Below are 22,143 nucleotides of genomic sequence, written 5' to 3'. Positions count from 1 at the left end.
CCTCGTACCGGGCGGGACCGGTTCCCGCGCGACGCCCGGTACCGCGGCGACGCCGAGCCGCCCGAGCCGCCGGCCGGGACCGTGCCGGCGCAGGCGGTGCCCGGGGTGACCGCGGTCCGCGTGAGCGGTACCAGCCCGGCCGGCTGACCGGCCGGCCCGACCCACCTGGCGGAAGGCCACGGCGATGCAGCAGACCACGACCTTGACCGGCACCACGACCACGGCTCCGGCGTACGAGGAGCACGAGCGGGACCTGGACCTGAGGTGGTGGGCCGCGGCGAACTACCTGACCGTCGCCCAGATCTACCTGCAGGACAACCCGCTGCTGCGCGAGCCACTCTCGGTGGAGGACATCAAGCCGCGCCTGCTCGGGCACTGGGGCACCAGCCCCGGGCTGTCGATGATCTACACCCTGCTCAACCGGCTCATCCGCGAGACCGGTGCCGACTGCGTCTACGTCGCCGGTCCCGGCCACGGCGGACCGGCGCTGCTCGCGAACGCCTACCTCGAAGGCACCTACGGCCAGGCGTACCCGGCCGTCTCCGGCGACATCGGCGGGCTGACCCGGCTGGTGCGGCAGTTCGCCACGCCCGGGGGCGTGCCGAGCCACGGCGGCGTCCAGACGCCCGGCAGCATCCACGAGGGCGGCGAACTCGGCTACTCCCTGGCCCACGCCGCCGGCGCCGCGTTCGACCACCCGGACCTGATCGTGGCCTGCGTGATCGGGGACGGTGAGGCGGAGACCGGCCCGCTGGCGGGGTCCTGGAAGATCCCCGCCTTCCTCAACGCCCGCCGCGACGGTGCCGTGCTGCCGATCCTGCACCTCAACGGGTACAAGATCGCCGGGCCCACCGTGCTCGGCCGGGCCGACGACACCGACGTGCTCGGGTTGCTGACGGCGCAGGGCTGGGACCCGGTCGTGGTGACCGGGGACGACCCCGCCGCGGTGTTCACCGACCTGCACCACGTCCTCGCCGCCGCCCACGACCGGATCCGCGAAAACCAGCAGCAGGCTCGCACCGGCGCGGCCGAGCCGTTCCAGCCGGTCCGCTGGCCGGCGATCGTCCTCCGGACGCCGAAGGGCTGGACCGGCCCGGAGGTTGTCGACGGCGCCGTCGTCGAAGGGACGTTCCGGGCGCACCAGGTTCCGCTGACCCTGGTCCGGGAGGACATCGGACACTTCCGGTCGCTCGAGCGGTGGCTGCGGTCCTACGCCCCGGAAACCCTGTTCGACCTCACCGGACGGCTCGTCCCGGAGCTGGCCGCGCTCGCTCCGCACGGGGACAAGCGGATGTCCGCGAGCCCGTACGCGAACGGCGGCCGGCTGCTGCAGCGGCTCGACATCCCCGCCCTGGCACCGTACGCGCTCACCGTGCCGGCGCCCGGTGTCGTGCACCACGGCAACACCCGTCCGTTCGGGGAGCTGCTGCGCGACATCTACCGCGCCAGTACGCGCGAATCCGACGGCGGCGGCACGTTCCGGTTGTTCTGCCCGGACGAAACGGCGAGCAACCGGCTGGGTGCCGTCTTCGAGGCCACCGACCGCTGCCTGCAGGCGCCGATCCTCACCACCGACAACCACGTCTCACCCGACGGCCGGGTCATGGAGGTGCTCTCGGAACACCTGTGCCAGGGGTGGCTGGAGGGTTACCTGCTGTCGGGCCGGCACGGCGTGTTCGCGACCTGCGAAGCGTTCGCGATGGTGTCGGCTTCCATGCTGATCCAGCACGCCAAGTGGCTGCAGCACGCCGCGGACCTGCCCTGGCGGCGCTCGGTCGCGTCGCTCAACGTCCTGTTGACCTCGACCTGCTGGCGCAACAACGGTTTCTCGCACCAAGGGCCGGGCCTGATCGACATCGCCATCCCGCCGGCGCCCGCTGTCGTGCGCCTCTGGTTCCCGCCGGACGCCAACACCACCCTGTCGGTGGCGGAGCAGTGCCTGCGCAGCCGCGACCACGTCAACCTGATCGTCGCCGACAAGCAGGAGCACCTGCAGTACCTCGAACTCGAGGAAGCGGCCGCCCACTGCGCCGCGGGAGCGTCCACATGGGACTGGGCCGGCACCGAGACGACCGACGGCGAACCCGACATCGTGCTCGCCGCCGCGGGTGACGTGCCGACGCTGGAGGTCCTGGCCGCGGCCCGGCTGCTCCGCGACTACGTCCCGTACCTGCGGGTGCGGGTGGTCAACGTGGTCGACCTGATGGGCCTGCTCCCGCCCGGCGACCACCCGCACGGGTTCGGTGACCGGAAGTTCGAGCGGCTGTTCACCGCCACCACCGACGTCGTGTTCGCCTTCCACGGCTACCCCCGGGCCGTGCACCAGCTGCTGCACGGCCGCCCCGAGCCGGGCCGGTTCCACGTCCGCGGTTACACCGAGCAGGGCACCACCACGACGCCGTTCGACATGGTCGTGCTCAACCGGATGAGCCGCTACCACCTCGTCCTCGAAGCCCTGCGCAGGTCCGCCCGGGTCCCCGAAGGCGGCGTGGGACTGGCCGAGCACTGTCACGCGATGTTGGCCCGCCACCACGGCTACATCCGTGAACACTTCGAGGACATGCCGGAAATCCGCGGCTGGACCTGGGCCGGCTGACCGGCGTTCGGCTCAGCTCGGGACGCGATCGCCAGGGGGCTCCCGGTCCTGCGGGGCCGGAGCCCCCGGCCACGCGAACCGGCCGGTGTGGGTCCGAGGACGACGCGGATCACCCGCGTTCGCCTGCCAGGAAACGAAGTTGGGCTGAACGACCAGGCTCACCAGTACCGGGGTGCGGTATGCTGCGGCGGACAGCGCCGAAGTGCCGAGCCCCCGCTCTTGCGACGACCGACAGCCGATGACTGAACGTCCGCACCGGACCCGTGCAGTGTCCGACGTGACGAGGCCGCACGGCGATGCTTGGAGCGAACCCATGAAACTCAGCGCGCTGGCCACCCGCCGTCGTCACGACCTCGCAGCGGAACCGTTGGTGCTGATCATGTTCGGCCCGCACGGGGCACCGTCGCTCCCGCCCGGGCTGAAGCTGTCGGAGGAACTGATCGGCCGCACCGCGATCCTGGCCCTGGACGGCGAATTCGACCTGCACACCGCGCCCGAGGTCGACCGGGCCCTCGACCTGATCGTGCGCCGCGCCCCGCGGCGGCTGGTGGTGGACCTTGCGCAGGTCAGTTTCCTGAATTCGGCGGGACTCGAGGTGCTGCTCGCCTGCCACCGGCGCGCCGGCCCGCAGACCGATCTGCGCATCGTGGCGACGACGCGATCGACGTGGCGGCCGCTGCAGATCGCCCGGCTGCACGAAACCCTGGTGATCCACACCTCGCGCGCGGCCGCCGTCGCCGCCCCGCGGCCCAGGGGTCCGCGTGCCTGGTCGCCATGACCAAGGGCCGGTACGAGCAGCGAGGGCCGAGCCGACCGTGCCGCACCTGGCATCGCGGCTCGAAACCGTGAGTCCCGTTCTTGGCCTGCGCCCGGACCGCTCGTCGTAGTACCGCAGAGCCCGCACGCTCACGCCGGCCACCCGCGCTTCCCGCGTCCTGTCCCGCCCGCTCACGCTCGGCGAGCTCACCGTTCCCAACCGGATCGCCATGGCGCCGATGACCCGCGGGCAGTCGCCCGGCGAGCAGGTGGCCGCCTACTACACCCGCCGGGCGGCCGGCGGCGCCGGCCTGATCATCACGGAGGGCACCTACGTCGGGCACCCGTCCGCCGGCGAGCACGACCAGGTGTCGCGCATGTACGGCGACGCCGCGCTGGCCGGCTGGTCCCGGGTTGTCGAGGCCGTCCACGCCGCCGGCGGCGTGATCTTCCCCCAGCTCCAGCACGTCGGCATGACCCGCAAAGCCGGGACGGCGCCCCACCCGGGCGCGCCCGCCATCGGCCCTTCGGGCGCGGCGCGAGGACGAAATCACGCCCTTCACCCCGGCGGCGCTGGCCGTGCTGCAGTAGCCCGTTGTTCCGTTGTTCCGTTCAGCTGTGGCACTCGTAGAGGGTCTGGGCACCGCCCATCGGCCCGGCTTGTTCGGTCTGCTGGGCGGCCTGCCCGCCGTAGGCTGCCGGGGCGACCGCGGTGCAGTGCTGCTCGATCCACTGCTGCCGCTGGAGCCCGGCGTCGCCGTTCATGCCCGGCATGCCGCCGCGGCTGTCGCCGGTTCCGGCGAGGACGAACTTCAGCTTGCCTTCGGCCGTCCACTGCTGGAGCTGGCCGATCGACGGCGAGTCGTCCGTGCCGATGAAGCCGCCCATGCCGATGACCGTCTCGTCGGAGCCGATGATGAAGCCCGCCACCATGCTCGCCGAGCTGTTGACGGCCAAGGTGATCTCCGCGCCGCCGCGGTGCTGCTTGGCGTAGGCCAGTACGCGGCGCTGCTCGTCGGTGAGCTCGCCGTCCATGCCGCCGAAACCGCCGGACGGCCGCCCGGCGCCCGGGAAGCCGCCGGTGCCGCCGCCGGGGAAGCCCGCGCCGGTGCCGCCCGGGAAGCCGCTGGGCAGCTGCGGCAGGTCGGCCGGTCGCAGGCCGCCGAAACCGCCACTCGGGCCTGCCGCAGGCATCGCGCCGAGGTTCTCGCCGGTCGCGGCGGTCGCCGTGGACCACACCGCCGGGACCAGCAGCAAGGTGACCAGCCCGAGCACGAGGGAGACTCGCGAGAGCACCGCGCGGCGGGCCTCGGCGAGCCGGGCCGCGAGCAGTGCGGCCACCGCCACCACCCCCGTCACCAGGACCGCCCAGCGCGTCCAGCCCTGCCACGAAGCGTCGCGGCTCGCCAGCACGAAGGCCCACACCGCGGTCAGCCCCACCGCGGCGGGGAGCAGCAGCCACCCGGCAGCCCCGTCGCCGCGGTAGGCGCGCCAGAACCGCGCCAGCCCGGCCGCGGAGATCGCCGCGATCGCCGGGGCGAGCATCGTCGTGTAGTACGGGTGCCAGATGCCCTGCGCGTAGCTGAACACCAGGGCGGTCACCAGCAGCCAGCCGCCCCACGCGAACCAGCCGGCCCGCCGGGCCGGGTCACCCGCCTGCTTCGCCGCCATCCGTGAGACACCGTGAACGGCGACGACCACCAGGACGAACAGCGCCAGCGGCAGCAGCCACGAGATCTGGCCGCCGACCGACGTGCCGAACAGGCGGCCGAGACCCGTGCCGCCGCCGAGGAGGCCGCCGCCCATCCCGGACGGCGGGGTCATCCCCTCGGGCAGGTCCGGACGCGGTCCGCCGCCGCCACCGGGGCCGAGGTTGCCTTCGCCGCCGAAGATCCGGCCGAAGCCGTTGTAGCCGAAGATCAGGTTCCAGGCGGTGCCGTCGGTGCTGCCGCCCATGTACGGCTTGGCCCCGGGCCACCAGTCGTGCAGCGCCACCCACCAGAACGACGACGCGAGCAGCACGACACCGGCCCCGAGCAGGTCGAGGATCCGCCGCTTGACGGGCGCGCTGGTCCCGACGAGGTACGCCAGCGCGAACCCGGGGAGGACGATCCACGCCTGCATCATCTTCGTGACGAACCCGCAGCCGACGAAGAAGGCACACCACAGCAGCCACTTCGTCCGCGCGCGGCCCGCGTCCGCCTGAACCGAGCGCGTGAACGCGTAGGCCGCCGCGACGAGCAGCAGCACGAGGAGCGTGTCCGGGTTGTTGTCCCGGTTGATCGCGACCGTGATCGGGGTCAGCGTGAGGATCAGCGCGGCCAGCAGCGCGACGTTCCCGCCCGCCCAGAGCCGCACCGTGCGGTGCAGGAGGAACACCGCCGCGACGCCCTCGAGCACCTGGGGCAGCAGCAGCGCCCAGCCGTGGAAACCGAACACCAGCACCGAGAGCGCCTGCGGCCACAGCGACATCGGCGGTTTGTCCACGGTGAACACGCCGTACGGGTCGAACGAGCCGAACAGGAAGTTCGTGAAGCTGCCCGTCATGGACTTCACGGCGGCCGAGTAGTACGCGTTGCCCAGCCGGCCCGCGCCGATCCGCCACGCGTAGAGCAGACCCGCGGCGACGCAGATCCCGGCGAGCGCCCCAGCCCGCCACCGCGTCCCGGAGGGGACGCCGACCCGGCCGGCGGGTGCCGCGGCTTCGGCGGCGACTGTCATGCTTCGTCCTTTCGGTTGTCCTTGCGGAAGACCCAGCTGCGCAGCAGCACGAACCGGCCCGCGGTGCCCAGCACCGAGGCCGCGAACAGCACGGTCAGCTCCAGCGCGCGTCCGGGTTCGGGGTCGAACCCGTGCAGCGCGAGCAGCGCGGCCGAGGTGAACGCGTAGTAGAGCCCGAACACCACCAACCCCTGCAGGTGCGCCTTGCGCCGGGGAACGTCCGCGCCCGCGAACGTGAAGCGGCGGTTGGCTTCGGTGTTGAACAGCGTGGTGAGCACCAGCGCGGCCAGGTTCGCCACCAGCACCGGCCACCACAGCCGGAAGAGCCCGTACAGCACGAGGTACGCGACGGTGGAGATCACCCCGATCACCGCGAACGACAGGACTTCCCAGAGCCGGCCGCCGCCGGGCGCGCCCAGCACCGCGTCGGGGTGGGCCGGGCGGGGTGCGGGACGGCGGGGCAGACCGGGCACGCGGGCCGTGCCGGCCGCTTTCGCGCGGGCGACGCGGACCAGGCCGCGGATGTCGTCGAGCGCGGTCTTGGCGACGTCGACGCGGCTGTCGGTGTCCTCGACCCAGTCGACCGGCACCTCGTGCACGCGCAACCCGTTGTGCTCGGCCAGGAGCAGCAGTTCGGTGTCGAAGAACCAGGCATCGTCCTCGACGTGGTCCAGCAGCGGCCGGATCACGTCGGTGCGCGCGGCCTTGAACCCGCACTGCGCGTCGGAGAAGCGGGCGCCGTGGCTCAGCCGGATCAGCCCGTTGTAGCAGCGGGAGACGAACTCGCGCTTCGGCCCGCGCACCGTGCGTGCCCCGGGGGCCAGCCGTGAGCCGATGGCCAGGTCGGAGTGCCCGTTGACCAGCGGAGCCACCAGCGGCAGCAGCGCGTCGAGCCCGGTGGACAGATCCACGTCCATGTACACGACGACGTCGGCGGTGCTGGCCCGCCAGGTCTCGCGCAGGGCCAGGCCGCGGCCCTTGCGGTCGAGGTGGCACACGCGGACCGGGCCGTGTTCGCGGGCGAGCGCCTCGGCGACCTCCCGGGTCCGGTCGGTGCTCGCGTTGTCGGCGATCACGATGCTCCAGTCGAACGGGAACTGGTCGCGGAGGAACTCCCGCAGCACGTGCACGCAGCCCGGCAGGGCCCGTTCCTCGTTGTGGACCGGGACGACGATGTCCACCGTGGCCGTCGCAGCACGGTGTTCGGGGGAGGTCCGCAGACCCCCGGTCGCGCCGACCGACATGCTTCCTCCGTTCTCGCTGGTTCGCGGCCGAGCACGACGCTGTGTGACCGGTTACGTTGCTCATACGGTGGGCTACCGATCGTGAGAAGCGCCTGGAATTCCTCTGAGAGAATCGTGAGAAGTGGATCTACAGCTCACGCACAGGCTGGCCGCGTAGCCTCCGCCGGGTGCGGCTATTGGTGGTGGACGACGATCCCGACGTGCGGGAAAGCCTTCAGCGCAGCCTGGAGTTCGAGGGCTACGCCGTCGGCACGGCGACCTGCGGGGCGACGGCGCTCGAAGCCGTCGCGGGCGAGCAGAAGCCCGACCTGGTGATCCTCGACGTGAGGATGCCCGGGGTCGACGGCCTGGAGACGTGCCGGCGCATCCGCGCGGCTGGGGAGCGGCTGCCGGTGCTGATGCTCACCGCACGCGACGCGCTCGGCGACCGCGTCACCGGCCTCGACTCCGGGGCCGACGACTACCTCGTCAAGCCGTTCGCCCTGGAGGAGCTGCTCGCTCGCGTCCGGGCGCTGCTGAAGCAGAACCGCGGCCGCCGGTCCGTGCCCGAGGTCCGCCGGTTCGCGGACCTGGAGCTCGACCCGCACACCCGGGAGGTCACCCGCGGTGAGCTGCGGATGGAGCTGACGCCGACCGAGTTCGACCTCCTGACGGCCTTCCTGGACGCACCGGGCAAGGTCCTGACCAAGCACCAGCTGCGCCAGGCGGTGTGGGGGAGGGAACCCAGCCGCACCAACAACCTGGACGTCTACGTCGGGTACCTGCGGCGCAAGACCGAGGTGGGCGGGGCGAGCCGGCTGCTGCACACCGTCCGCGGTGTCGGGTTCGTGTTGCGGGTGCCGTGAAGCGCCGCCGAGAGCGCCGGATGCTGCTGCGCAGCCGCGTCGCGCTGATCACCGCGGCGATCGTGGCGCTGGCGATCGCGTCGATCAGCACCGTGACCTACGTGGCCACGCAGCACAACCTGCGCGCGCAGCTGGACGAGACGCTGCTCGGCGGGTTGCCGCCCCCCGGCGCGGAGGACCCCGCCCTGCCGAAGCCGGACTGGGCCGACCTGTGCCGCGCGGTGAACGGGGGACGTCCGCTGCAGCGGTTCCTCGAGGGCGTCCAGCTGCTCAAGGCCGACGGGACGACGTGCTCGCCCGCCGGGGTGGACTCGGTCGTCCTCGAGCCGTCGGACCGGACGACGCGGACGGTGACGCTGCGGGACGGTCACACGCAGTCCGGCACGCCGGTGCGGGTGCTGCTCGGCCCGGCCGGCGACGGCAACGTGCTGGCCATCTCGCGCAGTCTCGCCGAGGTCGAGAGCACGCTGGCCGGGCTGCGCAACGTCCTGGTCGTGGTATCGGTGCTGGGTGCGGCGCTCGCGGCCGCGGCGGGCCTGCTGCTCACCCGCCGGACCCTCGAGCCGATGGCGCGGCTGACCGGCGCCGCCGAGGAGATCGCCCGGACCCAGGACCTCGAGCTCCCGGTCGCGGTGTCCGGCCGCGACGAGGTCGGCCGGATGGGCCGCGCGTTCGCCGCGATGACCGGCGCGCTCGCGGACTCCCGCCGTCGCCAGCGGGCGCTGGTGGCGGACGCGGCCCACGAGCTGCGCACGCCGTTGACCAGCTTGCGCACCAACATCGACCTGCTGGCCCGCAGCGAGCGCACCGGCCGTCCGCTGGCGGCCGGGCAGCGCGCCCGGACGGTGGACCGGCTGCAGGTGCAGGCGGAGGAGCTCGGCGACCTCGTCACCGAACTCGTCGTGCTCGCCCGCGACGAACGCGAGCTCGAGAGCACCGACGTCGCCATGGCCGCTGTCGTCCGGCAGGCGGTCCGGCGGGCTTCGAGCCGCGCCCAGGACCACACGTTCGACGTCGAAAGCGCCGAGTGGTCCGTCCGGGGTGACGCGGGCGCGCTGGAGCGGATGGTCCTCAACCTGCTCGACAACGCGATCAAGTTCTCGCCCGCCGGGTCCGTGGTCACGGTCCGCTCGACGCCGGGCCGGATCTGCGTCGCCGACGCCGGCCCTGGGGTCGCTGCAGCGGATCGCGGACCCGCGTTCGAGCGGTTCTGGCGGGCCCCGGCGGCCCGGGCCCTGCCGGGGTCAGGCCTGGGCCTGGCGATCGTCGCGGACACCGCGGCCGCCCACGGCGGGCGCGCCCGGTTCGAGGATCCGCCGGCCGGGCGGGGTGCGCTGGTGGTCGTCGAGCTGCCGGCCTGACCGCGTCACCCCAGTCCTTTGTGTACTCCGCGGCGGCGGTTCACGGGTGCCATGCCGGAGCCCGGCCCCGGAACGCGGCGAACTCGACGGTCGTCACCCGCTCCCTCCGGCACCGTGACGGCAACGGAACACCCCCGACGCTGACCTGCACGCCCACCTGAGCGAACCCGCAGCGGGCTCGTGAACCGCGCCGCTACTGCCTCGCGAGCACCCACGGCATGAGTTCTCCGGCGAGCGCCCGGCTGAACGGGCGGACCAGTTCCTGCAGTTCGGCGCAGGCGGACTCGCCGATGTGCGCGTAGGGAGTCACGCTGTTCTCGTCGGTCGCCTTTTCGATTTCCGCTCGGCGGTCCGCGCCCGCGGGCGTGAAGGTCGGGTCGGCGTCGCCGGTGAGCCAGTCGCGCTCGCGGAGGCCGGCGACGGCCCGGTCCCAGTCCACTTCGGACCACGACCGGGAGGTGCGCAACGTCTCGGCGGGGACGGCGCCGGAAGCAGCGTGGGTGACGAGGGCTTCGATGCCGTCCAGACCTGCCGTCAGCAGAGCCGCGATGTGCGCGTCGCCGCGGTACTCCCGGAGCAGGGTCTGCGCGTGCCACAGGACCAGATGGGGCTCGGTGGGCCACGGCAAGGCCGCATGGGCGGCAAAGAGGGGCCGGCCGACGACGTCACCGGCGACCGTCTCGGCGGCCTCGCGCGCCAGAGCGGCGGCCCTGCGCATCTCCGGCGAGCCGATCGCCTCGCCCAGGATGCCGCGCAACGTCCGGTCGGCCGCGGCGAACCGCGCGGCCAGGACGGCGTCCGGGTCGGTGGTGGACCAGGCGGCGGTGATCGACTCCCGGACGAGGGCCGGGTTGAAGTTGTAGAAGGTCGCGACCACGACCGGCGCCGGGACCGCGCCGAGCGCCGCCGACCTCGACGCGAAATAGCCGGCGCGGCCGGTGAGACCGAGCTTCTCGTACGCGGCAGTGGCTTCCGGGGCGAAGTAGATCATTCCGTGGTAGGGCTCGAGAAGTCGCCAGGTCCGGCGCGCCGCTTCGATCACGCGGTCAACATACCATCCAGTCGGTACGGCGTGGGTCTTCGTGATCCACCGGGCACCCGGTATCGCCGCCCCCGGGCCGGCATCCCGGCGGCGGCGGAGATCGTCTTCGTTCGCGACCTGGCGAAACGCCGGCGGGGCGGCCGCGGTGTCACTTCGTCGAGCTCCGGATGCGCAGCGCGGCCCCCGCCCGCCGGGAATGGCCGGTCCGGCACGCGACGCGGTGGACCAGCGTCAGCCTCCGGCCGGGGGATCGACCTCCGCGGATTCCCGCCCCGCCACCGGGGCCGCCGAGCGCCGGGAGCGGCTCCCGGCCGTCATCCGTTCGCCTCCGGCTGCGCCGAATCCGCCGGCAGGTGGTTCAGCAGCCACATGAGTTCCGCGGCGTCGATGATCCCGGCGTCCGCGGCGCGGACCCAGGCGTCGGCTGCTCGCCGGGTGAATTCGCGCGTGAGGAGGGGTTCGATCGCGGGCTGGACGCTGGTCATCGGCTGCTCCCGGTAGGCGGGTGACGCGTGTTCGGCCACCGGGGTCCGGGGTTGCCGCGACGTGTTGGTCTTCCGAATCTTAAGCCGACTTCCGCCGGGGGGCGATTCGGTGACCGACAGCCCGCCTCCGGCGGCGGCCGGGGCGCGGTGGACGCCGCGGCTGCCGGACGGCCGGAAGCCGGTCGTTCCCGACGTCGTTTAGTACGTGGGTCCACTGGGAATCCGGCCGGGGTAGCGAACATGTGGTCGCCCCGGTCCCCGGCGCCATGACTGGGAAGGACTTCCATGGTTGCGTCTCCCGAGAGCGTCGACGTCGGCGTTCGCGCGAAGTCGCGGGACGACTTCAGTGAACTTGTTCGCCTGGTGCGAGCTGAAGGCCTGCTTGACCGTCGTCGCGGTTATTACGCGGTGAAAATCAGCCTCACGCTGCTCGCGCTGGCCGGCGGCTGCGTGGTCTTCGCGGTGCTGGGCGATTCGTGGTGGCAGCTGGCCACCGCGGTGTTCTTCGCGGTGGTGTTCGCCCAGATCGCGTTCCTCGGCCACGACGCCGGGCACAACCAGATCTTCCGCACCGGGCACGCCAACGACCGCGCCGGTTACGCCTTCGGCGGCCTCGTCGGGATGAGCTACGGCTGGTGGATGGGCAAGCACCGACGCCACCACGCCAATCCCAACCACGAAGGCCACGATCCCGACATCGACATCCCGCTGCTCGCCTTCACCCGGGGGCAGTCGGCCGAGAAGAGCGGGTTCGTGCGCTGGACTTCGAAGCACCAGGCGGCACTGTTCTTCCCGTTGCTGTTGCTGGAAGGGCTGAGCCTGCACTGGGCGGGTATCGAAGCGGTGTGGCGCGGCGAGGTCAAAGCGCGTCGGCTCGAGGCGGTGCTGCTGCTCGCCCACGTCGGTGTCTACCTCGGTGCGGTGTTCGTGGTGCTGTCCCCGCCGGTGGCGGTCGCGTTCATCGCGGTGCACCAGGGGCTGTGGGGCGTCTACCTGGGCTGCTCGTTCGCGCCGGGCCACAAGGGCATGCCCACCTTCACCGACAAGACGCAGCTGGACTTCCTGCGCAAGCAGGTGCTCACCAGCCGCAACGTCCGCGGCGGTCCGTGGGTCGACTTCACGCTCGGCGGGCTGAACTACCAGATCGAGCACCACCTGTTCCCGAGCATGCCGCGCGCCAACCTGCGCCGAGCGCAGCCCCTCGTGCGCGCGTTCTGCGCCGACCACGGGATCGACTACGCCCAGTGCGGCCTGCTGAAGACCTACCACTACGTCCTGCAGCACCTGCACGACGCGAGCGCGCCACTCCGCGCGAAGAGCGCACCCGCCGGGTAGCCGCGAGCTTGCCGGCCCGGACTCGGGCGCCGTAGACCTGACCCCACCGCCGCACCCCGGCGGGCGACGGCCGGAACGCCCGTTCGTCAGACCGGGACGGGCCCGCGGAGGATCGGTCGGCGGACCGCGCGACCACGATCAGTGAACGGGCCTCAGCTGGGGGAGTCGTGGGCCGGGCACACGAGATGGTGCCGGGCCGGCGGGCCTGCCGGCGAGGAAAGTGCGCCTGGCGTGGGCGAAACCGTGGCGGTCGTCGAAGATGTCGCGGCTCATCTCGGCGAGTTCCCGGACCCGGTAGGTCTCCAGCGGCCGGCGTTGCTCGTCGGCTGCCCGGGTGGCTGTTTTGTGGTCGAGCAAAGCCTTCGCGCGCCCGCCGGCGACCAGTTCGGTGGCGTAGTCCAGCGCGGTCGCGAGGAATTCCGCGCGGTCGCTCGCGGCGAGTTCGTCGACCATCCCGATCCGGGCCGCCTCGGCGGCGGTGATCGGCTCGCAGTGCGTGGTCAGCCGGTGTGCCTCTGCTTCGCCGACCCGGTGTGGCAGCACGTAGGTCCAGTACTCCGAGCCGTACAGGCCCATCTTCCGGTAGTGCGGGTTGAACAGGGTGCCGTCCCGGGCGATCACCTTGTCCGCGCCGAGGGCCAGCATCACCCCGCCCGCGCCCGCGTCGCCGGCGAGCGCGGACACCACGAGCTGGCCGGTGCAGGCGATGATCTCCCGGCAGAGGTCGTCGATCGCGGTGATGTTCCGCCAGGCTTCCGCCGCGGGGTTCGGATGGGCGTCGATGATCCCCAGGTGCAAGCCGTTGGAGAACACCTCACCGCCGGCCAGGACCACGGCGGCGGTGTCTTGCTCGGCCGCGTAGCGCACGGCCGCGGCGAGCCGCCGGCACTGCGCGGTGCCCATCGCGCCGTTGTAGAACTCGAAGCGCACCAACCCCACCTCGCCGAAACGCCGGTAGCCGATCTCCCGAACGCCCGGCGGGCCTGCGATCCGCGGCGCCTCGGGAGCGCCACCGAGAGCCAGTGCGGCGGGGAGCTTGACCGTCGTGCCCGGGGCCTCGGGGGCCAGCCGCCGCGCGTGCCCGATCCACAGCGCGCCGTCGCCGGTGCGGACCAGTACCGCACCCTCACAGCGGGCCGCGATGGTGCCGGGCTCGCCGGGGGAGGACTCGCCGGGATGGGCGTCGAACACCGCGACCGGCACCCCGGCCAGCTCCGTGTGCACTCCGGGACGGCCGTCGGCGGCACGGATGCGGCGCAGGATGTGGTCGGCCGGGTCATCCCAGGAGAAGGACCGATCGGCCTGCCGGACCAGGGGGCGGACCGCGTCCACCCGGCGGTCCTGGCTTCGCGGTGTGAACCCGGGGTCTTCGGCCTTGGTCACGACCTCGTCGATCAGGTTCAGCGCGGCGTCGGACACCTCGGTGTTGTAGAGGGTGCTCTTGCGCGGCAGATCAGCCGGCATCCGGAACACCCGCGTGCCCCAGACCGGCCCGCCGTCGAGGTCGCCGGTCGCCTGCAGGGCGGTCACGCCCCAGGTGCGCTCGGCGTCCATGATCGCCCAGTCGAGCGCGGACGGGCCGCGGTCCCCCTGCGGACCGGGATGGATGATGATCGTGCGGTAGCGCCGCCAGACCACTTCGGGAACCCGCCGGCGCAGGAACGGGCAGATGATCAACCCGGGGTCGGTGGCCACCGCCGCGGCGGCCATCTCCTGCGGATCGTGCACCGTCTGGACCGTGACGCGGTGACCGCGAGCGCGCAGACCGGCCCAAGCGCGCTGGCTGAGGCCGTTGAAGGCAGAACACAGCAGCAGGATTTTCAACGGGCCTCCGCTCGCGCAGTCCTCGAGCCGTCCCGAACCGCGGTTCGGCCCGACCTGCCGGACATTCGACCGAGGCAACGAGACAACCGGTCGACGGTACCTGGCGCCGCGACGGCAGTGACGCGGCCAAAGGGGTAAACACCTTCGGCCGACCAGGGCTACCGCGATGGCCCGCGGCCCCGCGGTGTCCGGTCGGTTCAGCACGACCCCCGCCGGCCGGGTGGCCTGCGGGGGTCGAGCTGTGGTGCTGCAGCGGCAGGAGGAGGACGGCGCCGGCGGCGCTGGTGATGACGATGCCCTCCGGCTGGATCTGTCTGCCGGCTGCGGTGGTCACCCGGTGCAGCCGGGGACGGCAGGGACGCTGCCGACGCAGTTGTTGGGCGTGTTGGCGGTGATGGGGGCGTTGTTGGTCGTCATGGTGCCGCCCTGGCGGTAGACGCCGCCGGAGTTGCCCAGGAGCAGCAGTGCGTGGTTGTTGGTGACGGCGGTTTGGGTGAGGGTGGTGGCGGTGGAGTTGATCGTGGAGATGCCGCCGCCGCGGCCGGCGTTGTTGCCGGTGATGAACAGCGGGCTGCCGGAGACGCCCGTGACGGAGAGGGTGCCGCGGAGGCCGTTGTAGATGGCGCCGCCGTCGCCGAGGAGGGTGGTGTTGCCCGACAGCGGGCTGTTGGTGAACGTGGCGGAGGGTGCGGTACCGGTGGGGGTGTCGGGGTTGGCGAGGCCGCCGCCGTTGCCGGTGGCGGTGTTGCCGGTCAGGGTGCTTCCGGTGAGGGTGACCGCGCCGCGGTTGAGGATGCCGCCGCCGTCGCCGACGACGTTGCCGCGGGTGAAGGCGACTCCGGTGACGAGGGTGAGGTTGCCGGTCGGACCGACTTCGGCGATGCGGAACATGCCGAGACCGGACAGTGAAGCGTTGGTGATGGTGGCGGGGCCGGTCATCTGGATCGGCGTGGTGATGACCGGGAGCGCGTTGGCGGCGCCGCCGTGGGCGGTGGTCATGCCGTAGGTGCAGCCTCCGGCCAGGACGAGGGTGTCCGGGATGGGGGTGGAATTGGCCAGGTCGACCGCCGCGACGAGGGCGGTTTCGCTGCAGGCCACCGGAATGGTGATGGCCTGCGCCGCCGGGGCCAGCGCTATCAGGCCGCCGGTCGCGACGGTGGCGCCGAACATGATCCTGGCTATGGCGTGGATGCGTCGCATGACGTTTTCTTTCCTGGAACCTGATAGTGGCGGGCTGCGGGCGCGGCGCGCCGGCAGGATAATTCCGCAAGGGGTCGGCCCGATTCACCGAACGGGCCGGGTGGAATTGGTCCACGAAAAGGACCTCGGCTCGCGATCTGCGCCGCAATCGTGGCGAGCAGATCAAGTACCGAGGTCCGGGGTAACAGGAGTCAGCCTATCCCTGTCCGCCGGATGATCGATACCGGGGTCCCCCCAATGGCCGCACGCAAAGGGGTTCAGCTGCCACAACTGCGCCGATTCGAATAGTAGGCGGGTCCATGTGATTAATCGGATTCGTGGGAAATCGATCGTTTATCTCCGGATTCGGCCCTCTTGTCGGCGAATATCCTCGCAGAGGGGTGAACAACCCGCTTCTGGTTGCCGAAGTGTCCGCGACGGGACGAGTGTGGGTCTTGAGAGCGCCGGCGGACCCTGCCCCGGATATCCGGCACGGAAATGCCACATTCGAAGTGGTTATCAGCCGCGCTCCCGGTTCCGTGGCTTCAGCCCGGATCCACTCGACACCATGAAGGTTTTCCCATGAGATCAAGTGCACGTACCACTACGGCTCGTCGAACCCGTACCGGCCTCATTGGACTGGGCACCGCCGCGGGGTTCGCCTTGATCGTCCCTGGCGCGGCCCACGCCGACCCGGTCGGCTGCACCCGTGTCTTCAACGGTTCCGGTGACACCATCACCTGCACCGCGGGCATTCCGGCCGCGCAGCTCCTCACCGGTACCGCCGGCAACGACTTCGTCACCGTCACCGGTGGGCCCATGAGCGGCACCATCGACGCCCTGGCCGGCACCGACACGATCACCATGACCGGCACGGCGGGCACCACGGGTGCTCCCGGCGGCGCCGGCGGGACCGGCACGAGCACCAGCCCGGCCGGCTTCGCCGGCGGTGCCGGCGCGGCAGGCGGCGTAGGTGGCCTCGCGCTGGGCAGCACCGGGACGGTCAACGGCGGGGACGGCGCCGACAGCGTCACCGTCACCGGTGGCGCCGGCGGGACCGGTGGCCTCGGCGGGACCGGCGGAGCCGGAGTCCTCGGCGGGGCCGGCGGTGCCGGTGGAGTCGGCGGCGCGGGCGGAGCGGGCGGCCAGGCCGGCGTCGGCGCCATCCACGGCGGCCTCGGCAACGACACGGTGAAGGTCACCGGCGGTGCGGGTGGCGCCAGTGGCGCCGGCGCGCTCGGCGGCCCGAGCGGCCCCAGCGCCGGAACCGGCGGCGTCGGCGGCGTCGGGGGCGCAGGCGGCGTGGGCGGTCTCGGTCTCGGCAGTTCGGGAGTCGTCAGCGGTGACGACGGCCTCGACGGCATCACGGTGGCCGGTGGCGCCGGAGCCAACGGCAGCGCGGGCGGGAACGCCGGTGCGGGTCACGGCGGCGGGGCGGGCGGTTTCGGCGGCGTCGGCGGAGCGGGTGGGATCGGCAGTTCCGGTTCCGTCACCGGCGATGCGGGCAACGACACCTTGAAGGTCGCCGGCGGGGTCGGTGGCCTCGGCGCGACCGCGGGCAAGGGCGGCAACGGCATCGGCGGTGGCCAGATCGGTGGCGCCGGTGGCGGTGGCGGCGCCGGTGGCGCCGGCGGCGTCGGCAACAGCGGGACCGTCAACGGCGGCCTCGACGACGACAGCCTCACCGTGACCGGCGGGACGGGCGCCAACGGTGGCACCGGCGGTGGCGGCGGCAACGGCTGCAACCCGGGCGCCGGTGGCGCTGGTGGCGCCGGCGGGACTCTCGGCGCCGGGGGCGTCGGCAGCTCCGGCACCGCGGCCGGTGGCGGCGGCACCGACGTCCTCATGACGGCGAACGGCATCCCCGGGCTCAACGGCATCGGCGGCGCGGCCGGCCTCACGGTCGTGTGCCTCGGCTGATCAAACCCAGCCCGGCAGGGGCGGCTCCGGCCGTCCCTGACGGGCTGTTCGCCGTCCAGGTCCGAAGCGGGAACACGAACCGGCTCACCGGTGCGCGGTCACGCGCCCGCCGCTTCGAGCCGGGCGATGAGGGCGTCCACCGGTACGGTGGCCAGGGCGACCCGGGTGTCGCTGCTGCCGTAGGGGAGCCAAAGCGTGCCGTCGTGGATCATCCCGCCGCAGGAGTAGACGACGTTGGGGACGTAGCCTTCACGCTCGTCCTCGTCCGGCAGGAGCAGCGGCTCGGGGAGCGCGCCCACGATCCTGGCCGGGTCGGCGAGGTCGAGCAGGAGGGCGCCGATGGCGTAGGTCCGCATCGGGCCGACGCCGTGGGTGAGCACCAGCCAGCCCGCCGGCGTTTCCAGCGGCGAGCCGCAGTTGCCGACCTGCAGCAGTTCCCACGCCGCCGTCGGCCCGTGCAGCGGGACTTCGCCGGACCACGAACGGCCGTCGGACGAGGTCGCCAGGCTCGTCGTTTCCCCGTCCCCGCGGCACAACGCGAGGTGCCGGCCGCCGACGAGCCGGGGGAACAGGGCCATTCCCTTGTTGCGGGCCGCCGGTCCGGTGAGGGCGAACGCGCTGAACGAAGTCAGGTCGGCGCTTTCCAGCAGCCGCGGTGTCACGGTGGCGCCGTTGTACGCGGTGTAGGTGGCCCGATAGCCGGTCACGCCCGTGTCGTCGGTGAAGCGGACGAAGCGGGCGTCCTCCATGCCGTGGCTTTCGGTCGCGCCGACCGGCCACAGCAGCCGTTGCGCGAGATCGGTGTCGCCGGGGAAGCTCACCGTGTAGCCGGAGGCGGCGAGTTCGCGGATGTGCTGGGTCGTGCCGGCCGCCCCGGGGCGTTCGAGCAGGCGCGGATCGAGTGTCGCGAGCGCGTGGTCGAGGTCGTACTGGCCGAAGGGATCGGGGAGGGTCGCGGTCACGGTCGCGGTGATCTCGTTGTCGCAGCCGTCGTGGTCCAGGGCGGCGCGCAGCCACGAGCGGCTCCAGGAGTCCGGTTGGCGCTCGCCCTTGCTCACCGGTCCGGTCCGGGGGTGCCACTCGGCGCGGGTGCCCGGCCCCAGGACGCCGGTGGCGAACCCGATCGAGGAGATGTGCCCTTCGCCGATCCCGCGCAGGCTGAGCACGACCCGCACCTGCCCGCGCGACAGCCCGTCCTGCCGGGGGTGCGCCACCAGGGACGGATTGCACAGCGCAGCCGCCTCGACCGCGTACTCGTGCGTGAAGTACGCGCCGAGGAGCAGCCGGCGCCGAGCGTCGAGAGAGCGGGGATCGACGAGCCGGTGGCTCATGATCGACGCGTTGTGCTCGAGGACCGCGCCCAGATCCCGGTGGCGGCCGGAGAAACCGGCCAGTACCCGGTCCACTGTGGAATCGACCGAACTTTCCGGCAGGGCGAGGACGCGCGCGATCAGCGCACCCGCCCGCGACCGGGTCTCCGGTGCTTCTTCGCCGGGCACGAACAGCTTCGTCATGACCCGCGTGGGATCGGGCCGGATCCCGGCCGGGTGCCGGGACACCAGTCCCGCGCTCTCGCCGGTCACGCCGTACCGACGCCGGTCAGCGCGCCGGTGCCGATACGGCGTGAAAGCTGGAACGTCGCGAGCATCGCCAGCGTCGATTCCGCGCCCTGGTTGCGGTTGACGCCGTCGGCGCGGAGCCCGTCGCCGCAGCCACCGGTGTCCTGGTCCAGCAACGGCACACCGGCGTCGTTGGTGCCCAGGAACCAGGCGCGGGCCAGCTCCACAGTGGACGTCCAGCGGGCGTCGCCGGTGACAGCGTGAGCCCGGGCGCAGGCCGCCGCGAGCGCGGCCACCTCGATCGGCTGCTGGTCGAATCCGGGCGGCGACTGGCGTGGCGCCCAGCCGCCGGCGGGCACCACCGACAGCCGGGCCTCCCGGGTCTGCCGGTCCACCAGCCAGTCCAGGGCACGCAGGCCGTCGGCGAGCGCGCCCGGTTCGGGCAGCAGCGCGCCGGCGGCGATCAGGACCTCGGCGACCGCGGCGTTGGCGTATTCCAGCCGGGGCTCGGGCCACGGCCAGTCCCGGCCGGGCGGAACCGGCCCGATCGCCGTGACGGCGGCACCGAGCAGCGCCCGCGCCGGCTCGTCCGCCGGGAACCGGGTGAGCACCTCGGCGGCGCCCAACGCGGCGAACACCGTCGCGCGCAGGTCCGGAGACCGGCGGCGGGCTCCCGCGTCGAACAGCAGCCGGGCCTCGGCGCGCAGCCACGCGCGTCCGGCGTGCGCGGCCGTACTGCCGAGCCCCCAGAGCGCGCGGCCCCACCAGTCGCCGAGACCGGGGGCGTCGTGCCAGCGGCGGTCGTAGCCGAGCCGGTTGCGGAAGCGGCCGTGTTCGTGCGCGTGCGCGGTGAAGGCGAAGAGCGTTTCCTGCAGCCGTGACAGCTGGGGGGTCAGGTCCTGCGCGCGGCTCAGCACCACCAGGCCGCGAGCGGCGTCGTCGAGGCAGTATCCGTGCTCGCGCCGGGGGATGGCCCCGCACGCGTGCTCGAAGAGCCCGACGTCGTCGGACATGCGCAGCAGGTGACGGTCGTCCAGCATCACGCCACGACCCGGGGCCGGGCGGAGACGAGCTCGGCGCCGAGCCGGCTGTACTGCGCGGCCACCGACGCCCAGCCGAGGCTGCGGGCGGCGATCCCGGCGGCCGCGGCCATCCGGCCCGCCGCGGCCCGGTCGGTGAGGACTTCCTGGAGCGCGTGCGCGATGGCTCCCGGATCCCGGTGGTCCACCAGCAGGCCCGCACCCCCGGAGAGCAGCTCGACGGCGTGCGGGAAGCGGGTCGCCACGACCGGTGTCCGCGAGGTGACGGCTTCGATGAGCACCCCGGAGGTGACCTGGTCGCGGGAGTCGTAGGGCAGGAGGACCACTTCCGCGTGGGCGACCAGCCGCCGCAGCGACGCGGCGGGGAGGTAGCGGGCGTCGAACCGGACCCGGTCCCGCACGCCGAGCCGCTCGGTCCGCAGCTGCAGCGACCGGCGGTAGCTTTCCCCCTGCTGCGCCCGCACCTTCGGATGGGTGCGGCCGGCGACCAGGTAACGCGGCTCCGGCCACTGGGCGGGCAGCAGGGCCATCGCCTCGATGCCCCATTCGATGCCCTTGCCGGGGCCGAGCAGGCCCCACGTCAGGATCTGGCGGTGCTGGCTGTGGTGCGGCGCCGCGGCCGGGCCACCGTTGTCCGGGGCACCGTGCGGGATCACCACGAGCCGGCCGGCGGGGACGTCGTAGCCGGCGACGAGCCGGGCGCGCGCGGTCTCGCTCATCACCACGATCGCGGCCGCGGCGGCGAGCACACCGTCGAGGACTTCGCGCTGGTGCGGTGTCGGCGCGCTGAGGACGGTGTGCAGCACGACGATCGCGGGCACGCGCAGCAGTTCCAGCACGCGCAGGACGTCGTCACCGTCCGGGCCGCCGTAGATGCCGTATTCGTGCTGGACGATCGCCACGTCGTCCCGGTCGAGCAGGCCCGCCGCCGCGCGGCAGCTCGCCGGCGAGCCGGCGACCAGGTCCCCGGCCACTTCGGGGCCGCCGGCGGGATCCGAAGTGGCCGGCGCCTCGACCGCGCGGACCACCCCGCCCGCGGAACCCGGCGGCAACGCGGCGCGCAGCGAGGCCGTGAACGACGCGAGGCCGCAGAGCGTGGGCGGATAAGTACTCAGGAGACCGAACGTGATCACACGGGTCCTTCGGGTCGGCGGCTGCGCACGGCAGCCGGGAACGGGGTGGACGGTGGCGCTCGGAACTCACCGGGCGGGGCGTCACGCGGCCGCGGCACGTCGTCCTCGCGTCCGAGGCGACGCCGAGGTCATGCCGCGACTCTGTTTCCTCACGCGGTCCCGGGCCTAGAGTCGTGCGACCTTTTTCGGAGGGGCGTTCGGCTGCCGGGACCGGAGCGTGGGTGTGACCGGCACGGCGCGTAAGCTGGACGTATCGTCCCGGACCTCGGCGTATTCGATGAAGCCGGGATCCGCAGCCGGAATATCCAGCGAGTCCTGACTTTTCTCGTCTGATCAGCGGACCGCGCCCGTGTGGTCAGCCATCCGAAAAAGGAGAATCCGGTATGTCGAGGATCGATGTCGAATCGGCCGTCGCCGTCGCGGAAATCGACGACCCGGCGGTGACCGCCTGTGCGGTGTGCCCCCATCCGGTCGAATCGCACGACGTGATCGCGCGCCGGTTCTGCACGGCGACGCAGGCGGGCGCGTTCAACCGCGGCTGCGTCTGTTCGGGCGGGCCGGAAAAATCGACCGCCGCGATGCGTGTCCGGAAATGACGTTCTTGTCGGACAGCGCCGCGAGGCCGGTGGTCGGCTCCCCGGCGGTCGACGAGCGGCTGCGGGTGAAACCGCCGGGTGCGGTCAAGGGCTGCTTCGACGGCGCCTGGTGGCCACGCTCGCGGGAGCCGGTCGCGGAATTCAGCGCCCTGGTCACCGCGCTCGCCGCGGACTCGGGCCCGGTGGACCGGATCGGCTTCAACCCGGGTATGTGGGACCTGGCGCCCCGGACGCTCGCGCTCGAGAGCGGTTTCGTCCGGCTGGCGGGTTTCTTCGGCCTGGATCGGCACACGATCGTCGTGATCGGGCCGCGCATCCGCCGGTTGACCCTGTTGGTGGTCCCGGCCGGCGCCGATCCGGCCGCCGCGGAGCGAGCGCTGGAAGCGGCCGCCGCGCCGGACGCGGTGGGTTCCGCCGTGCTGATCCTGACCACCAGCGGAGCCCTCGGCCCGGCCACCGGGACGGCCTGAGCGCCACCGCCTGCGGGCCACAGGTCCCGGCAGCTGG

At 72.8% G+C, this 22,143-nt stretch carries 17 protein-coding genes and 1 pseudogene; 9 read left to right on the top strand and 9 right to left on the bottom strand.

Annotated features, from left to right (window positions below):
• The first annotated feature begins 184 nt into the window (after positions 1 to 184).
• The 3 genes and pseudogenes from ACH54P_RS10365 to ACH54P_RS10355 form a co-directional block, all read left to right on the top strand.
• Complete coding sequence (locus ACH54P_RS10365) at positions 185 to 2,596, top strand: phosphoketolase family protein (RefSeq protein ID WP_489912142.1); 2,412 nt, start codon at positions 185 to 187, stop codon at positions 2,594 to 2,596.
• 268 nt (positions 2,597 to 2,864) lie between these two features.
• Positions 2,865 to 3,374: an STAS domain-containing protein gene (locus ACH54P_RS10360; protein ID WP_489912141.1), complete on the top strand. Its 510-nt coding sequence runs from the start codon at positions 2,865 to 2,867 to the stop codon at positions 3,372 to 3,374.
• A 208-nt stretch (positions 3,375 to 3,582) separates the two neighbouring features.
• A pseudogene (locus ACH54P_RS10355) lies at positions 3,583 to 3,801 on the top strand (oxidoreductase); the annotation flags it as partial.
• Between the two features lie 163 nt (positions 3,802 to 3,964).
• Here ACH54P_RS10355 and ACH54P_RS10350 read toward each other — a convergent pair.
• Positions 3,965 to 6,073, bottom strand: a complete 2,109-nt coding sequence (locus tag ACH54P_RS10350; RefSeq protein ID WP_489912140.1) for an ArnT family glycosyltransferase — start codon at positions 6,071 to 6,073, stop codon at positions 3,965 to 3,967.
• Positions 6,070 to 7,317, bottom strand: a complete 1,248-nt coding sequence (locus tag ACH54P_RS10345; protein WP_489912139.1) for a bifunctional glycosyltransferase family 2/GtrA family protein — start codon at positions 7,315 to 7,317, stop codon at positions 6,070 to 6,072. The genes ACH54P_RS10350 and ACH54P_RS10345 overlap by 4 nt, the downstream gene beginning before the upstream one ends.
• A 167-nt stretch (positions 7,318 to 7,484) precedes the next feature.
• Between ACH54P_RS10345 and ACH54P_RS10340 the strand changes: the two genes are divergently transcribed.
• Together ACH54P_RS10340 and ACH54P_RS10335 are read left to right on the top strand one after the other, a co-directional pair.
• Positions 7,485 to 8,162 (top strand): response regulator transcription factor, encoded by a 678-nt coding sequence (locus ACH54P_RS10340; RefSeq protein ID WP_489912138.1) that lies wholly within the window; start codon positions 7,485 to 7,487, stop codon positions 8,160 to 8,162.
• On the top strand, positions 8,159 to 9,523 hold the full coding sequence (locus ACH54P_RS10335; protein ID WP_489912137.1) for a HAMP domain-containing sensor histidine kinase: 1,365 nt from the start codon (positions 8,159 to 8,161) through the stop codon (positions 9,521 to 9,523). Before ACH54P_RS10340 ends, ACH54P_RS10335 begins: the two co-directional genes overlap by 4 nt.
• A gap of 193 nt (positions 9,524 to 9,716) precedes the next feature.
• Here the strand turns inward: ACH54P_RS10335 and ACH54P_RS10330 are convergent, their stop codons facing one another.
• Positions 9,717 to 10,565 (bottom strand): SCO6745 family protein, encoded by an 849-nt coding sequence (locus ACH54P_RS10330; RefSeq protein ID WP_489912136.1) that lies wholly within the window; start codon positions 10,563 to 10,565, stop codon positions 9,717 to 9,719.
• Between the two features lie 314 nt (positions 10,566 to 10,879).
• Positions 10,880 to 11,050, bottom strand: a complete 171-nt coding sequence (locus tag ACH54P_RS10325) for a hypothetical protein (protein ID WP_489912135.1) — start codon at positions 11,048 to 11,050, stop codon at positions 10,880 to 10,882.
• 285 nt (positions 11,051 to 11,335) lie between these two features.
• Here ACH54P_RS10325 and ACH54P_RS10320 point away from each other — a divergent pair, with 285 nt between their 5' ends.
• On the top strand, positions 11,336 to 12,385 hold the full coding sequence (locus ACH54P_RS10320; protein WP_489912134.1) for a fatty acid desaturase family protein: 1,050 nt from the start codon (positions 11,336 to 11,338) through the stop codon (positions 12,383 to 12,385).
• 138 nt (positions 12,386 to 12,523) lie between these two features.
• Here ACH54P_RS10320 and ACH54P_RS10315 read toward each other — a convergent pair whose 3' ends face one another.
• Positions 12,524 to 14,113 (bottom strand): enoyl-CoA hydratase-related protein, encoded by a 1,590-nt coding sequence (locus ACH54P_RS10315; protein WP_489912133.1) that lies wholly within the window; start codon positions 14,111 to 14,113, stop codon positions 12,524 to 12,526.
• A 426-nt stretch (positions 14,114 to 14,539) separates the two neighbouring features.
• Positions 14,540 to 15,409 (bottom strand): hypothetical protein, encoded by an 870-nt coding sequence (locus tag ACH54P_RS10310; protein ID WP_489912132.1) that lies wholly within the window; start codon positions 15,407 to 15,409, stop codon positions 14,540 to 14,542.
• Between the two features lie 642 nt (positions 15,410 to 16,051).
• On the opposite strand from ACH54P_RS10310, the gene ACH54P_RS10305 reads away from it, so the two are divergent.
• Positions 16,052 to 17,308: a hypothetical protein gene (locus tag ACH54P_RS10305; protein WP_489912131.1), complete on the top strand. Its 1,257-nt coding sequence runs from the start codon at positions 16,052 to 16,054 to the stop codon at positions 17,306 to 17,308.
• 98 nt (positions 17,309 to 17,406) lie between these two features.
• On the opposite strand, the gene ACH54P_RS10300 is transcribed toward ACH54P_RS10305, so the two are convergent.
• Genes ACH54P_RS10300 through ACH54P_RS10290 form a run of 3 tightly spaced genes read right to left on the bottom strand, consistent with a single transcriptional unit; the run spans position 17,407 to position 21,040 of the window.
• Positions 17,407 to 18,891 (bottom strand): glycoside hydrolase family 130 protein, encoded by a 1,485-nt coding sequence (locus ACH54P_RS10300; protein WP_489912130.1) that lies wholly within the window; start codon positions 18,889 to 18,891, stop codon positions 17,407 to 17,409.
• Positions 18,888 to 19,907, bottom strand: coding sequence for a hypothetical protein (locus ACH54P_RS10295; protein WP_489912129.1), 1,020 nt, complete (start codon positions 19,905 to 19,907; stop codon positions 18,888 to 18,890). The genes ACH54P_RS10300 and ACH54P_RS10295 overlap by 4 nt, the downstream gene beginning before the upstream one ends.
• Entirely contained in the window at positions 19,907 to 21,040 is a 1,134-nt protein-coding gene (locus ACH54P_RS10290; RefSeq protein WP_489912128.1) for a glycosyltransferase, read from the bottom strand. The genes ACH54P_RS10295 and ACH54P_RS10290 overlap by 1 nt, the downstream gene beginning before the upstream one ends.
• A gap of 383 nt (positions 21,041 to 21,423) precedes the next feature.
• Between ACH54P_RS10290 and ACH54P_RS10285 the strand changes: the two genes are divergently transcribed.
• Positions 21,424 to 21,636 (top strand): RGCVC family protein, encoded by a 213-nt coding sequence (locus ACH54P_RS10285; RefSeq protein ID WP_489912127.1) that lies wholly within the window; start codon positions 21,424 to 21,426, stop codon positions 21,634 to 21,636.
• Entirely contained in the window at positions 21,633 to 22,106 is a 474-nt protein-coding gene (locus tag ACH54P_RS10280; RefSeq protein ID WP_489912126.1) for a DUF5994 family protein, read from the top strand. The genes ACH54P_RS10285 and ACH54P_RS10280 overlap by 4 nt, the downstream gene beginning before the upstream one ends.
• The last annotated feature ends 37 nt before the right edge of the window (positions 22,107 to 22,143 follow it).

The sequence above is a fragment of the Amycolatopsis sp. N2S4-7 genome (genome assembly GCF_058119595.1).
The sequence above is the reverse complement of the archived record's forward strand: the minus strand, read 5'-3'. Positions and strand labels throughout refer to the sequence as shown.

What these genes read in the sequence shown, in the direction of transcription:
- ACH54P_RS10365 (WP_489912142.1), top strand. Translation starts at nt 185, where the DNA reads ATGCAGCAGACCACGACCTTGACCGGCACCACGACCACGGCTCCGGCG.
- ACH54P_RS10350 (WP_489912140.1), bottom strand. Translation starts at nt 6,073, where the DNA reads ATGACAGTCGCCGCCGAAGCCGCGGCACCCGCCGGCCGGGTCGGCGTC.
- ACH54P_RS10345 (WP_489912139.1), bottom strand. Translation starts at nt 7,317, where the DNA reads ATGTCGGTCGGCGCGACCGGGGGTCTGCGGACCTCCCCCGAACACCGT.
- ACH54P_RS10325 (WP_489912135.1), bottom strand. Translation starts at nt 11,050, where the DNA reads ATGACCAGCGTCCAGCCCGCGATCGAACCCCTCCTCACGCGCGAATTC.
- ACH54P_RS10320 (WP_489912134.1), top strand. Translation starts at nt 11,336, where the DNA reads ATGGTTGCGTCTCCCGAGAGCGTCGACGTCGGCGTTCGCGCGAAGTCG.
- ACH54P_RS10310 (WP_489912132.1), bottom strand. Translation starts at nt 15,409, where the DNA reads ATGCGACGCATCCACGCCATAGCCAGGATCATGTTCGGCGCCACCGTC.
- ACH54P_RS10295 (WP_489912129.1), bottom strand. Translation starts at nt 19,907, where the DNA reads ATGCTGGACGACCGTCACCTGCTGCGCATGTCCGACGACGTCGGGCTC.
- ACH54P_RS10285 (WP_489912127.1), top strand. Translation starts at nt 21,424, where the DNA reads ATGTCGAGGATCGATGTCGAATCGGCCGTCGCCGTCGCGGAAATCGAC.
- ACH54P_RS10280 (WP_489912126.1), top strand. Translation starts at nt 21,633, where the DNA reads ATGACGTTCTTGTCGGACAGCGCCGCGAGGCCGGTGGTCGGCTCCCCG.